The following is a 14,293-nucleotide window of genomic DNA, read 5'->3' on the forward strand; positions in this document are numbered from 1 at the left end:
GCCTGTATCGTTTTGTACACGCGCGGGTTTTCCTATTGATTTCCCGACCGCGAAATGTCCTGTTGAAGATCATGGAGAAAGAGGCAAAAACCATCCTGATCGTTGATGACGACCCCGAGATCCGGCGGCTGGTCGGCGATTTCCTGCGTCGCGAAGGTTTCGACGTGGAGCTGGCACAGGATGGCCGGGATATGGACAAGGCGCTCGAGCGCATCAGACCTGATCTCGTCATCCTCGATCTGATGCTTCCTGGCGAAGATGGCCTGTCGATCTGCCGGCGGCTGGCGTCGGAACGAAGGTTGCCTGTTCTCATGCTGACGGCGAAAGGGGACGAGACGGACCGGGTGGTCGGGCTTGAGATCGGCGCCGACGACTATGTCGTCAAGCCTTTCGGGCCGAGGGAACTCCTCGCACGTGTCAGGGCGCTGTTGCGTCGGACGGGCGTTCAACCGCTTCAGCTTGCCTCACGCCGTTATGCCTTCGACCGTTTCGTCGCCGATCTCGACGCCCGCCAACTCCACACCGAGGAGGGCGGTCTCGTTGCCCTGACCAGCGCCGAGTTCGACCTGCTTGCCTGTTTCGTCCTGCGCCCGCGCCGGGTCTTGTCGAGAGACCAGATCCTGGACTGGACCCACGGGCGCAGCGCCGATCCTTTCGATCGCACGGTCGACATTCTTGTCTCACGCGTGCGGAAAAAGCTGGACAGCCTGAGCCCCGGCTGCAACCTCATCAATACCGTCCGCAATGGCGGCTATCTGCTGAGCGCGCCGGTCCAGCAGGTTAAGTAGGAATGCGTTTCGGCCTGACCGCACGGCTGCTGGCGATCGGGGCGAGTGCGCTCCTTGCTCTCTGGATTACCCTGATTGCTTTCTTCTACTGGACGAACGACCTTTCGCGGACCGCTAACCGTCTCCCGCCCGAACAGTTGAAGGCGATCGTCGATCTGGTGTCCAACATTGCCCCAGACGAGCGGCAACTCGCCCTTGCGGCCCTCCAGTCCTCAATGCTGGATGTGCGGATCGCCGCAGGGTATGCGACGCCGGACGAAGGCGACGACCTGACCGGCAGTGATGATTTCGCACTTTATCGACGGTTTCTCGGCGAAAAGCTCATCCACATCCGGCTGAAGGACAATGTCGGCGGCGTCCGGCGGCCCGGGCTATGGGTCCGTGCAGCACGGCCCCTGGAATTTTGGGTGGCGCTCGGCAACGGTGATATTCTCGTGACCGAAGCGCGCACGCCCTTTGTCGTTACGTTTTATGGTCTCCCGGCAGGAATGGGAGCGGGACTGATGGGAACCCTGTTTGCCTGTATCGCCTTTTACATGCTGCATCGGGAAATCAGGCCATTGACCAGACTTGCTACCGCCGTCGACCGCATGGATCCCTCCGGCGACCCGATCCCCCTTCCCCCTACCCGCGCAACAACGCCGGAAATCGGTGCACTGGTCAGGGCTTTCGACAGGCTCCAGAGCCGGCTACACGCCATGACGCGTTCCCGCATGGCGCTGATCGGGGGAATCCAGCATGATGTCCGCAGCTTCGCGACACGCCTGCGGCTCCGGCTCGAACAATTACCCGATGACACTGAAAGGGAGCGGGCCACGTCCGACATCGCCGACATGATCGACCTTCTCGACAATGCGCTCCTGACGTCGCAGGCGGGTGTCGGAGCACTCAATGAGGAGATGCTTGACCTTGCAGAGCTGCTGCGCGCCGAAATAGCGGATTTCAGAGGTGCGGGCCTGCCCGTCATTCTGGAAACGGATACGATGCAGAGCGAAACATGGGTCATCGGCGACCGGCTGGCGCTTCGGCGGATCATTGGCAACCTCGTCGACAATGCCGTCAAATATGGCGGGCGAGCGCTCGTGGCGATGACTGTCGAAGGCGACCGGGCGAGAATTTCAATCGAGGATGAGGGGCCGGGATTTTCAAAAGAAGAGCGTGAGCTTCTGCTGGAACCGTTTGTCCGCGCAGAGCCTTCCCGCGCACGAAAAACGGGTGGAGCGGGGCTTGGCCTTGCTGTCGCGCAAACCCTTCTGGAAGCACAGGGCGGGACGATCACGCTTGCGAACAGCAAACATGGCGGCTTGGCAACCGTTACCCTTCCGCTGTTCGAGGCGACTTGAGGCAGGTGTCGCGCATGCCGCCTATCGAGCAACAAATCGCTACATTTTCCAACAGGAGAGAAAATTCATCGCAAACTGCGGCGTTCATGGTGTCACCATCAACGAACAACGGAGGTTGCCATGAAAAAAACAGCACTATTCTCTTTCGGCGCTGGCGCGCTGTTGCTCGCTGCCATTCCCCTGGCAGGGATGGCCCAGGATCAAAACACGGGCGCCAGCCCCACCGAAGATAACTACGGCTGTCAGCGTTCTGTGGCGTACAGAAACGATTTTCCCGGTATCCGTGCCCTCGCCGACCGCCTTGATGACCTGCGCTATTATTATACCGGCAAGGCCATTCGCTTCCGGCTAGCCGGCATGCTCTCGGCGCAGGAGACAGCCATCGGCGTCCGCGCTGACCAGAAGGATGCCTGGCGAGCCTATACGGAGGCCCTGCTTGCTCTGGTCCCCGATCGCGAGGCCATCATTTCGGTCCTTGGCGCGCCTGATGACGATCCGAAGGGACCGAAGGCATTCGGTCGCGCAGAGGCTCTTTCCGATGTCATGGCAGGGTATGCGGACAAGGCGCAGGCGCTCAATAAGGCGATCATGGACCTTCGCGCCAAGCTAACCCCCGAACAACTGGAAACGGCCCGCATGCCGCGGCTCATCCCGCGATAACGGGTTACCGTAAGGGTTGAGGCACGACAACCGCCCTGCCTCAACCATGCTTTTCGGCACCGACCCCGTGCCGGAACAGACGGGCCGTTTCAACGACCATATAGCGGCACGTCCGCCCTTTCTTCATGCAATCCTCTCAGGAGATTACGAATGAAACGCTATTTGATCATCGCCGTCATGGTATTCGCCGGCGCGGCACATGCTCAGGGGATGAACCGCCAGCAAATGCAGCAGGTACGTGCCGCCTGTGAAGCGAACGTCCGCAAGCTGTGCAGCGGAATCCAGCCAGGTGGCGGAAAATTGCTCCAATGCCTTCAGCAGAACGCGTCAAGCGTTTCGACGGCATGCTCGACAAAACTGATGGAAATCAAGTCCGCTCGCCAGTCGAATTGACCTGATCAAGCTTGCACACTCCGGGTAAGACCAAATTTCCCGGAGACAGAAAGTGAGGGATGGCAATCGGCCTCACCAATACGATGTGGCCGGTTCACATATGCTTCGGCCTTGCAGGACCAACAGCAAGGTATCGTGCGAACAGCAACGTCCCTTACGTTTTCATAGGTTCGGAGGCAATCATGACGCCTGAAGCCCCCAACCGCGCAGGACTGCTCGCGATCACGGTACTGCTTGCCTTATCGTTCTGATCGCAATCGGAACGCTGGTCGCCAGACCCACGACACCGGGATGGACTGATGTCGCTCTGATTGTTCTGACGCTGATATTGTCATGGCTTTTTGCAAATACGGTCTTTGCGATGCACTACATCCACCTTTTCTACTCCCAGGAACAGGGAGAAGATCTCGGTGGACTGGAGGTGCCCAATACTCCGAGCCCTGGATACTGGGACGTATTTTATTTCGGCTTCACACTAGGCATGACGTTCCAGACTTCAGATATCACGGCAACTGGTTGGCACATGCGTAAAATCGTCCTGTTCCAATGCATGGCGGCATTCATTTTCAAGATGGGCGTTCTGGCTTTCACAATCAACGCGCTGGGAAGCTTATGAATAAGCGGCTACGCCCGGTGGCTCCGGCATAGCATAATATTGCTCGTCGGCTTCAGCTGGAGGGATGTCACCAATCGGTTCAGGAGTTCATCGGTGCTCGAACTAATCGACCCATTGCAGAGTCGCGAACTCGACCAGCCTCGAAACCCGAGATTTGACGGGCGATCGGAGTGCTCTGGCATATTGGGTCGCAGTCCAGCCATTGTAGTGGATTGATCGAAACAAAAGATTCCGTTCTGGGATTCCCGATCGTTTGGAATTGTGCGACATTTTGGGAACGTCACCTCCGCCGACCGAACTCGGCTTGAAGGCATCATTGCTGCTCCGACCTCTGCCCGGAAACATGTGTGGCGGGCGAAGATCATCTTGATGAGCGCCGAGGGTCTGGGAACCTTTGTTATCATGGAGCGACGGGTAAATCCAAAGAGAAATGGCTGCCCCCCAGTGCGTCAACACGAACCAGTCGACCGCGCCGCAACGATGACGCGTCAGAACTGAACGTGCCGAATTGAAGATGATGGTGCCGCCGGAGGTTGCGACGCAGACCTGCATCAGGCGGTCGCTCTCATAGCCGAGGAACTCGAAGACGTAGTGGAGCGCCGGCAATCAGGACGACAACGCCGCCGATCCCGAGCAGGCCGGCGATCAGACCGGACACGGCACCCGTGGCGGCCATGAAGACGAAAAGCAGAGCGAAATCCAACGATCAGGCAATCTGCTTCAAGCTCTTGGCATTCTCGGCGATATCGAGGAACAGCGCCGTCATGATCTGCATGCCTTCACGGGCAATGGGCACCAGCGCATGCTCGTTGGGGCCGTGCTGGCCGCACTCGGCATGGGAGTGTGGAATCCAGATCGTCGGCAACCCGAGAATGTCGGTAAAGGCATCGTTAGGAAGAGAACCGGCCAGATTGGGCAATACATGCGGCCGCCCTCCCGCCGTCCGCGTGAGCGAGTTTTCGACAAAACGCACCCACGGATGATCCGGCGAAAAGCGGGTGGCCCGGAAGGCCTCACTTCGAGCGGGGCTTATCTCGACCATGGGAAAACCATGGGAATCGAGATGACGACGCAGGGCAGGAATGATGTCGTCGATGTCCGTGCCCACGACGAAGCGCAACTGGCAAGTAGCCCGCGCCGAACCTGAGATTGCGTTCTGCGGCGCATCGATATTGCCGGAAGACATGGCGAGAACAGCAAAGGAATTCCAGCCGAAGACGCGCTCGCTCGGCGTTAGATCGCTCTCGCCCCATTCGGCGTCGTGACGGCGCGGCGGCAGATCGCGGAGCGTGGCGCGGATATCGGGCGTCAGGCTGGTCGGGCGCCATTCGGGGACAAGGATCTGGCCACGCGCATCGGTGATCGTCGAGATTGCCTGGGCTAGGATGATGGCGGGATCGGCAAGCAGTCCGCCAAAATTTCCGGAATGGTGGTCCCCGGCCCGCAGATTGACCATCAGGTCGATCGACATACCGCCACGCGACCCCATGAACATGGTCGGCGTGTCGATCGCCAGACGCGGGCCGTCCGAGGCGATCAGCACATCGGCCGCCAGGCGCGTCCGGTTGGCGATAAAAAATTCACGCAACCCGAAGGAGCCGGTCTCCTCGGCCATTTCGAGAATGATCCTGGCATTGAAACCGAGCCTACCCTTTTCGCGGATCAGCAGTTCCAGAGCCTTGATATTGATCAGGTGCTGGATCTTGTTGTCGGCGGTGCCACGGCCATAGAGCTTGTCGCCTTCTCTTACCAGGGTGAAGGGCTCAAGACCCTCTCGCCAACGATGGGCTTCTCCATTGCAGACATCACCATGACCGTAGACCAGAACCGTCGGCAGGCTTTCGTCCTCGATGCGGCTGGCGATCAGCAGGGGCGCACCGCCCTCGCGCGGATTGTCGAAAATCTCGATGGCAAAGCCCATAGCCAACAGCAGGGGCTGCATGTCCTCCTGCAGATAGGCGTAGAGATCCTCCCGCAGCCCTTCCGACTGACTGACCGAGCGGCGCGCCACGAGGGTAGCCAGATCCGCGGCCAGCCCTCCGCCGTCGACATAGTGGGTGGCGGCTTCAATCAGCTGTGCTCTGTCCATGGGATAAATTACCTCGCTGCGTCGGCAGGCCCGAGCGCCGCCATATCTGGCGCTTCCCAGCCGCGGCCAGGCATGGCGGCGAGCAGTTGGCGCGTATAGGAATGTTGCGGATTGCCGAAAACGTCATCGACCGTGCCGTACTCCACAACCTCGCCTTTCGACATGACGAGGATATGGTCGGAAATTTCGGCCGCCACCCGCAGATCGTGGGTGATGAAAATCACCGTCAGGCCAACGGCCTTGCGGATGTCGTCGAGCAGCTTCAGCACGTCCTTCTGCACGGACACGTCGAGCGCCGACACGGCTTCATCTGCGATCAGGATTTTCGGCTCGACCATCAGGGCGCGGGCAATCGAGATACGCTGGCGCTGGCCGCCGGAAAACTGCGCCGGATAGCGATCGAGCGCATCTTCCTCCAGTCGGACGATCTTCAGAAGCGCCCTGGCCTTTTCCATGGCTTGGCTGCGCGGCACGCCGAAATTGACTGGCCCTTCGACCAGCAAGTCGCCAATCTTGCGGCGTGGATTGAGTGATCCATAAGGATCCTGAAAGACGATCTGGATATGCTTCCGGAAACCGCGTCGTCCGGTGGCCGTGGTCGTTTCCAGCCGCGAATTGCCGATCCAGACAGACCCCTCGTCAGGCTCAACAAGTCCCATGAGGCACCGCACCAGCGTCGTCTTGCCGGAGCCGGATTCCCCGACGATGCCCAGCGTCTGGCCTTCCAGCACGGTAAAATCCGTCGGCTTGACGGCGTGCACCTTACGGGCGGGCTTGAACATCGTCCGGGCGGATGAATAGGTCTTTTCAATACCGGCGACCCTAAGTGCGATTGGCCGGGATATATCGGGATTGCCCTTGACACCATGGCGCTTGGGCACCGCATCGATCAGCATGCGCGTATAAGGATGGCTTGGACTGTTGAGCACCTGCTCGGCAGCGCCTTGCTCGACGACCACGCCCTTCTGCATGACCAGGACGCGATCAGCGAGTTCCGCCACCACGTCGAAATCATGGGTGACGAACAGAATACCGGCCTTGCGGCTTTCCTTCAGCGCCTTGAACATATCAAGGATCTGCGCCTGCGTCGTGACGTCGAGCGCCGTCGTGGGCTCGTCCGCAATCAGCAGACGCGGCCCCATGGCGAGCGCGATGGCGATGACGATGCGCTGGCGCTGGCCACCCGACAATTGATGGGGATAGGCATGATAGAGGCGTTCGGGGTCGGGAAGACGCACCTCCTTGAGAAGCGCCAATGTCCGGGCCCGGCGCTCGGCTTTCGACATTTGCGCATGCGTCTCGAAGACTTCCTCGATCTGGTTGCCGACGGTATAGCACGGGTTGAGCGCGCTCATCGGCTCCTGGAAAATCATGCCCATGCGGCTGCCGCGCAGGCCAGCATGCTCGGCCTCGGAGAGCTTCAGCACGTCGCGACCCTCAAAGAGGATTTCGCCCGCCGACGGCTTCAGGATTTTCGGCAGCAGCCCCATGGCAGCGAAGGACGTGATCGACTTTCCGGAGCCGGATTCCCCGACGATACAGAGGATTTCCTTCTCATGGATGTCGAGAGACAGATTGCTGACCGCATGCGGGCGATCTCCGCCCTTCGGCAGATCTATGGTCAGGTTGCGGATCGATAGAACGGCGTTGGCGGTGTGTGTCATCAGTTTCTGCCCTCCGGCGCAGTCACGTCGCGAATACCGTCGCCCAGCATGTTGATGGAAAAGACCAGGATGAACAGCGCGATACCCGGAATGGTGATCAGCCAGCTTTCAAACAGCAGCATTTCCTTGCCTTCGGAGATCATCAGTCCCCAGGACGGTGTTGGGGGCTGGACGCCGAGTCCGAGGAAGGACAATGCCGCCTCCAGGATGATGGCGTGGGCCATTTCGAGCGTGACGATGACGATCAGCTGGTTCATGACATTCGGCAGCACATCCTTGGCGAGAATCCGCGGCAGGCTGGCGCCCAAAACTTCGGCCGCGGCGATATAGTCCATCTGCCGCACCTGCATCGTGGCGCTGCGCAGCACCACCGCGAAACGGTCCCAGAGCAGCAGTCCAAGCACAGACACGACGACGGTCAACGATCCACCGAACAGCGCCACCACAGCCAGCGCCACCAGCGTCGCCGGCAAGGCCAGACGGACAGAGACGATGAACATCACCACCGCATCGACCTTGCCGCCGAAATAGCCGCCGAGAATACCGAGCGTCGTGCCGATCACGGCGGAGATCAGGGCAGCGATAAAGCCGATCAGCAAGGAGACGCGGGCCCCGTAGATCAGCCGGGACAGGTAGTCCCGACCCAGCGCATCGGTACCGAGCAGGTGCTTCCATTCGCCGCCCAGAAAGACCGGCGGGGCAAGCCGCGCCAGCAAATCCTGCTTATAGGGATCGTAAGGGGCGATCAACGGCGCGAAAAGCGCCGTAAGGCCAACAAACAGCAGGATCAGGAAACCGACCATAAAGCCACGATGTTTCAGGGCCTTGCGAGCCAGCAGACGGGATGGAGCCGGCGATGCCGCGGGAAGTCCGGGGCCGATGGAGAGGGACGTGTTGCTCATGTCAGGCAGTCCTCAAGCGGGGATCGAGCCATGCGTTCAAGACATCGGCCAGGAAAGTGAATGCGATGTAGAACATCGCGAAGATCAGGATGAGCGCCTGCATGGTCGGCAGATCGTTGCGGGAGATCGATTCCCAGGCGAGGTAGCCGGCTCCATGCAGCGCGAAGATGGTTTCCACCACGACCGAACCGCCGAACATGAAGCCGAGCTGCACAGCCGCCAGGCTGACGACCGGGATGATGGCATTGCGCAGCGCATGCTTGAACAGAACCCGACGTGGCTTGATGCCCTTGGCTCTTGCCGTGCGGATGTAGTCCGCCGACAGCACTTCCAGCATGCCCGCCCGTGTCAGCCGCATGATGGCCGGCGTCGCGAAGTAGCCGAGCACGATCATCGGCAGGATATATCCGGTCCATTGCCGCGTTCCCGAGGCCGGCACCCAGCCGAGATTGACCGAGAAGACGACAATCAGGATAAGGCCGAACCAGAAGCTTGGGATCGCCTGTCCGACAACGGCAATGCCAAGCGCCAACCGATCGATCAGCGTGTTGGGAAAGGCTGCCGCCAGAACCCCCAGGGGAGTGGCCAGCAGCAGGGCGAAGCTCATGCCGAGAAAACCGATGGTCATGGTGACCGGCAGCCGTTCGGCGATCATGCCCGAGACCGGGGTCTTGAAATAATAGCTCATGCCGAAATCACCGGAGAGCGCGCGCATCAGCCAGTCAGCATACTGAACGAGCAATGGCCGGTCAAAACCGTATTCGCCGCGGATCGCCGCGATCACCTCTCCTGAAGCCCCCTCGCCGGCGATGGCGATCGCCGGATCGCCGGCCATGAACAGAAGAATGAAACTGATGAAGGACACCGTCAGCGCAACCAGCGCCGCCATACCGATCTTGATCAGGACAAATTTCAGCATCTACGATCCTTAAGCAGGCGGTGTCGCGGGCAAAGGCGACATCCGGATCACGCCTGTCGCGCGAAAGCGTGCTGCGTTTCGCGATCACGACAGGCCTTGAAAACAAGAAGCCCGAACCCTGGCCGGGCCGCCGGCAACCGGCACTCCGGCCAGCGCAGTTAGGTGTCATTTCCAGCCGATTTCGTAGAAGCGGACCAACTCATCCGGGGTCGGGGTGAAGGCGATGTCGCCGCTCATGACGTAGTTGGTGGAGTAGTTCCACAACGGCACCCAATAGGCCTTGTCTGCGATCACCGACAGCGCCTGGGTATAAAGCGTCTTACGCGCGGCCGGATCGATCAAGGAATCGGCCTTTTCCAGCAGATCCGACAGGCTCTTGTCACGCGCGTCATCTTCGCCGCCCATGGTGAAGAACTCGCTGGTGATGGCCGACACGTCGGCGATCGAGTTGGAGCCCCAGGTCAGGAAGGAAAGCGGTGCACCTTCCTTGATGCGCTTTTCGCGTAGCGCCGCGTATTGCATGTAGTTGAGGTTGGCCTTGACGCCGATCTCGGCCAGCATGCCGATCATCGCTTCGGTAAGCGGTCGGTCGCGATAGGCATAGAGTTCGATCTCGAATCCATTGGGATAGCCTGCTTCCGCCAGCAGCGCCTTGGCCTTCGCCGGATCGTAGGCATAGGTCGTGACAGTCGTGTCGCAGCCAAACTGGCTGGGCGAGCAGGCGCTGTTGATCACTTCCGTCGTGCCCTTCATCAGCGCCTCGACAATCCCCTCGCGATTGATGGCATGATAGATCGCCTGCCGGACCTTGACATTCGTCATAGGGTTCTTGTCGCCCGAGCGGCCGGCCGCGTCGAGCGACAGATAACCGACACGCATGGTTGGAGCATTGATCACCTGAAAGCCGTTCCGGCGGACCATCTTGTCGGCCTGGTCTGAGGGTACCTGCCAGACCAGATCGATCGTGCCGTTGAAAAGCTCGGCCATCTGCGTGTTGATGTCCGGGATGGTACGAATATCTATGGTACCAACCTTGGCTTTCGGCTTGGCGGCGGCAAAATAATCCTCGTTGCGTTTCAGCACGAAATGCTTGCCGGGTTCGACGCTCTCGAATTTGTAGGGACCCGTGCCGATCGGCTTGGTGGCAACACCCGCCGGACCGACGGCTTTGTAATATTCATCGGGATGGATGATGACCGGGCCGGCCAGATATTCGAGCGCGGCCGGGAATGGCCCGTTCGTGATGATGCGCACCTTGAACTGATCGATCTTTTCGGCCTCCTTGATCCATCCCGTCGCCACCTTGTTCTTGGCGCCGCTCACGGGGTCGACGGTGAAGTTCAGCGTGTAGACGACGTCATCGGCATCAAACGCCTCGCCATTGTGGAACTTGACGTCTTCGCGCAGCGTGAGCTCCAGCGTGGTGGAATCCACCCATGTCCAGCTGGTCGCCAGATTGCCGACATACTCTCCGGTTGCCGGATCGCGGTAGAGAAGACCGTCCCAGGCGGCATTTCCGAGCAGGATGCCCTCACGCGCCGTGTTGAAATAGGGATCGACATGCTCGAGCTCCTTCGCGAACGCAATGGAGACCGTATCGTCCGCCTTACCGGCCCAGGCCGCGGTGGCAAACAGAAATGCGGGCAGAAGGGCGGCTGTCGCCGCCGTCATTGTCGGTTTCATTCTCGTTCCCTCTAATTTTTGCCTATTATTTATGCGTTATTGATGGTTGTTTATAATGTACTCCATTTTCAGTTTTTGTATACAATTTTATTGCATTGCACACATATCATAATGATTGCATACGTCCGCTTGCCAAACTCCCCGGATCACACGACAATGTGCGTGGAGGACCGCCATGAACCTGTCCGCATTGAAAATACCGACCGCTGACGTGCTCTATGAACGTATCGAGACGATGATTGCCGAAGGAAAGTTCAGGGACGGCGAGCGCCTCGACGAGATGCGTCTTGCGCGGGATTTCGGCGTATCGCGCACGCCCCTGCGTGAGGCGCTGCGTCTTCTGTCGGCCACTGGCCTGGTCGAGCTCATTCCCAACCGCGGCGCCTTCGTGCGCCAGCCCGATTTCACCCGTCTTGTGGAAATGTTCGAAGTGATGGCCGAGGTCGAAGCCTGGTGCGCGCGGCTGGCGGCCGGCCGCATCACCAAGGCACAACTGCTGCTTCTGCGCAAAGCCGCCTCCTCCTGCGAAGCAGCGCTTCAGGCGCAGGACTACAAGCGCTATTATGCCGAGAATGCCACCTTTCATACGATGATCTACGAAGCGTCCGGCAACGGCTTCCTGGCCGAGGAGGCCGCCAATCTGCACCGGCGCCTCAAGCCCTTCCGGCAGGCGCAGCTCTCCTTCGGCGACCGCCTGTTTCAGTCGATGATGGAACATCGGGAAATCCTGCTGGCGCTCGAGGCGGGCAATGGGGCGCGCGCCGATTCTGTGATGCGTGACCATATCCGCGTCCAGGGCAGTATCTATGAGGAATACCGCCAATCGATGAGTGGAGCGCGCGAGGTCGCCGGCAGGCAGGCCCCGTGAAACCTGCCGCCGATTTCGGGCAGCCACCTCGCCGAACCTCATGGGAATAGCAGAAGCTCGGAAACCGCAGCCCCTCGCGTTAATCCCGACACCGTCCTGACGATACCCGCCTTGTCGATGCCATAGTACCGATAAAGGTCCTGCACCGTGCCGGTCTGGCCGAAATGTTCCACCCCGAGCGGTATCGTCCGGTGGCCGCGAACGGCACCCAGCCAGGCAAGCGCCGCCGGGTGTCCATCGGTGACGGTGATCAGGGTGCAATGGGCCGGCAGGCTGGCGAGCAAGGTCTCGACATGGCCGGATGCCCGGCTGACGCCGCAGCGCCGCGCCCGCTGGGCCGCGGTCCAGCCGGCGTTCAGGCGGTCCGCGGAGGTGACGGCCAGCACGCCAATATCCCGCCGGCTCTCGCCGAGCAGTCCGGCCGCCGCGATCGCTTCCGGGGCGATGCAACCCTGATAGACCAGCACGACATCGGCGTTGGGGCCTGGCGGCTTCAACCAGTAGCCACCATCGATGACACTCTGGCGGAAGCACGGATCGCTGCGCGGCGCCGGCTGTTCGAGCGGCCGCGTCGTCAGCCGCAGATAGACCGATCCGCCGGTTTCGTCGCGCAGCCAGGTGCGCTCGTCCGGATCGCCCTCGCCGTCGCGCTGCATGTAGTCAAAAGCCCAGTCCATGATGACCGATAGTTCATCGAGGAAGGCCGGCTCGAAGCTTGCAAGCCCGTCCTGACTCATGCCGATCAGAGGGGTGCCGATCGACTGATGGGCACCGCCCTCCGGGGCGAGCGTGACGCCGGAGGGGGTGCCGACAATCATGAAGCGGGCGTCCTGGTAGCAGGCGTAGTTCAGCGCATCGAGGCCGCGTGAGACGAAGGGGTCATAGACCGTGCCAATCGGCAGGATGCGTTCGCCGAAGAGCGAATGGGAAAGGCCGGCGGCGGCGAGCAGGAGGAAGAGGTTCATCTCGGCGATACCGAGCTCGATATGCTGGCCTTTCGGCGAGAAGTGCCATTTTTGCACGGACGGCACCCGCTCGTCGCGAAACGTATCGGCCCGCGCGTCGCGCGCAAACAGGCCACGCCGGTTGACCCAAGGGCCGAGATTGGTCGACACAGTGACATCCGGCGCGCTGGTCACGATGCGGTCGGCGAGTGCTGTCTCGGTCTTGGCCATCGCGTCGAGAATCTTGCCAAAGCCGGCCTGCGTCGACAGAACGCGGTCCTCCAGCAGGACCGGCCCCTCGGTCTCAATGCGTTCCGCCTTGAAGCGTCGCGGACCCGGCCCGAAAAATGGCACACGGGCAAGGAAGGCCCTTGTATCGGCGTTGTCGGCCATGGTCGAAAACGGGTCCCATTCCGTTCCGGGTGCAACCTGCATTGCCACCTGGAACTCAGCCATCTGGCTCGTCGTCATCAGACCGGCATGATTGTCCTTGTGGCCGGAGAGAGGCGTTCCCCAGCCCTTGATGGTATAGGCGAGGAAGACGGTCGGGCGATCGTGATCGACGGCGTCGAAGGCGTCGGTCAGCGATGCCAGGCAATGTCCGCCGAGATTGGCCATCAGTTCGGCGAGTTCGGCATCGGAGCGGCGCTCGATCAATGCAGCGACATCGCCTTGGTCGCCGATTTCGTCCATGAGGCGTTTGCGCCAGGCGCCGCCGCCCTGGAAGGTCAGCGCCGAATAGAGCTGGTTGGGGCAGTTGTCGATCCAGCGGCGCAGGGCCGCGCCGCCGGGTTCGGCGAAGGCAGCCTGCTGAAGGGCGCCGTATTTCAGAACGCGGACGTCCCAGCCGAAGGCGGTAAAAATCGCCTCGATGCGCTGCCAGAGACCTTCGCGCACGACGCCGTCGAGGCTCTGGCGGTTGTAGTCGATGATCCACCAGGTGTTGCGGATATCGTGCTTCCAGCCTTCCTGCAGGCATTCGTAGACATTGCCCTCGTCGAGCTCGGCATCACCGACGAGCGCGATCATGCGGCCGGCCGGGCGCTCCTTCGCCCAGGGTTTCGAGCGGACGTAATCCTGCATGATCGAGGCGAAGGCGGTGATCGCTACGCCAAGGCCGACGGAGCCGGTGGAGAAGTCGACGTCATCGACATCCTTGGTGCGGCTCGGATAGGACTGGGCGCCGCCGAAGCCGCGGAAGCTTTCGAGCTTCTCGCGGGTCTGGTTGCCCATGATGTACTGGATGGCATGAAACACCGGGGAGGCATGCGGCTTGACCGCCACGCGGTCCTCTGGACGCAGAGCGTGGAAGTAGAGCGCGGTCATGATCGAGACCATGGAGGCGGAGGAGGCCTGATGCCCGCCGACCTTCACCTCGCCCTTCTCGCGCAGGTGATTGGCATTGTGGATCATCCAGCAGGCGA

General features: G+C 60.8%; 12 protein-coding genes and 1 pseudogene. 6 read left to right on the forward strand and 7 right to left on the reverse strand.

The annotated features are described in order from the left end of the window. Positions 1-71: 71 nt before the first annotated feature. The 5 genes from ACQZ5K_RS03270 to ACQZ5K_RS03290 all read left to right on the forward strand — a co-directional run bounded on the left by ACQZ5K_RS03270 (position 72) and on the right by ACQZ5K_RS03290 (position 3,800). The gene (locus ACQZ5K_RS03270; RefSeq protein ID WP_448739850.1) at positions 72-788 is read left to right on the forward strand and encodes a response regulator; all 717 of its coding nucleotides are present in this window, start codon (positions 72-74) and stop codon (positions 786-788) included. Positions 789-790: 2 nt separating this feature from the next. After that, on the forward strand, positions 791-2,131 hold the full coding sequence (locus tag ACQZ5K_RS03275; protein ID WP_448739656.1) for an ATP-binding protein: 1,341 nt from the start codon (positions 791-793) through the stop codon (positions 2,129-2,131). Between the two features lie 120 nt (positions 2,132-2,251). Continuing rightward, a complete protein-coding gene (locus ACQZ5K_RS03280; RefSeq protein WP_448739657.1) occupies positions 2,252-2,791 on the forward strand; it encodes a hypothetical protein in 540 nt (179 codons plus the stop codon). Between the two features lie 150 nt (positions 2,792-2,941). Beyond that, complete coding sequence (locus tag ACQZ5K_RS03285) at positions 2,942-3,184, forward strand: cysteine rich repeat-containing protein (protein WP_448739658.1); 243 nt, start codon at positions 2,942-2,944, stop codon at positions 3,182-3,184. Between the two features lie 241 nt (positions 3,185-3,425). Further along, complete coding sequence (locus ACQZ5K_RS03290; RefSeq protein WP_448739851.1) at positions 3,426-3,800, forward strand: DUF1345 domain-containing protein; 375 nt, start codon at positions 3,426-3,428, stop codon at positions 3,798-3,800. Here ACQZ5K_RS03290 and ACQZ5K_RS03295 read toward each other — a convergent pair. The 6 genes and pseudogenes from ACQZ5K_RS03295 to ACQZ5K_RS03320 form a co-directional block, all read right to left on the reverse strand. After that, a pseudogene (locus tag ACQZ5K_RS03295) lies at positions 3,795-3,935 on the reverse strand (IS3 family transposase); the annotation flags it as partial. The gene ACQZ5K_RS03290 and the pseudogene ACQZ5K_RS03295 sit on opposite strands and share 6 nt — an antisense overlap. A gap of 571 nt (positions 3,936-4,506) precedes the next feature. Continuing rightward, entirely contained in the window at positions 4,507-5,889 is a 1,383-nt protein-coding gene (locus tag ACQZ5K_RS03300) for a M20 family metallopeptidase (protein ID WP_448739659.1), read from the reverse strand. An 8-nt stretch (positions 5,890-5,897) separates the two neighbouring features. Then, the gene (locus ACQZ5K_RS03305) at positions 5,898-7,553 is read right to left on the reverse strand and encodes a dipeptide ABC transporter ATP-binding protein (RefSeq protein ID WP_448739660.1); all 1,656 of its coding nucleotides are present in this window, start codon (positions 7,551-7,553) and stop codon (positions 5,898-5,900) included. Further along, positions 7,553-8,455, reverse strand: coding sequence for an ABC transporter permease (locus ACQZ5K_RS03310; RefSeq protein ID WP_448739661.1), 903 nt, complete (start codon positions 8,453-8,455; stop codon positions 7,553-7,555). Before ACQZ5K_RS03310 ends, ACQZ5K_RS03305 begins: the two co-directional genes overlap by 1 nt. Position 8,456: 1 nt before the next feature. After that, positions 8,457-9,374, reverse strand: a complete 918-nt coding sequence (locus ACQZ5K_RS03315; protein WP_448739662.1) for an ABC transporter permease — start codon at positions 9,372-9,374, stop codon at positions 8,457-8,459. Between the two features lie 165 nt (positions 9,375-9,539). Next, positions 9,540-11,057, reverse strand: a complete 1,518-nt coding sequence (locus ACQZ5K_RS03320) for an ABC transporter substrate-binding protein (protein ID WP_448739663.1) — start codon at positions 11,055-11,057, stop codon at positions 9,540-9,542. A 175-nt stretch (positions 11,058-11,232) separates the two neighbouring features. Here ACQZ5K_RS03320 and ACQZ5K_RS03325 point away from each other — a divergent pair, with 175 nt between their 5' ends. Then, positions 11,233-11,925: a GntR family transcriptional regulator gene (locus ACQZ5K_RS03325; RefSeq protein WP_448739664.1), complete on the forward strand. Its 693-nt coding sequence runs from the start codon at positions 11,233-11,235 to the stop codon at positions 11,923-11,925. Between the two features lie 38 nt (positions 11,926-11,963). Here the strand turns inward: ACQZ5K_RS03325 and ACQZ5K_RS03330 are convergent, their stop codons facing one another. Further along, positions 11,964-14,282 (reverse strand): transketolase-like TK C-terminal-containing protein, encoded by a 2,319-nt coding sequence (locus ACQZ5K_RS03330; protein WP_448739852.1) that lies wholly within the window; start codon positions 14,280-14,282, stop codon positions 11,964-11,966. Positions 14,283-14,293 lie beyond the last annotated feature (11 nt).

Source organism: Agrobacterium sp. 22-226-1 (genome assembly GCF_053522345.1).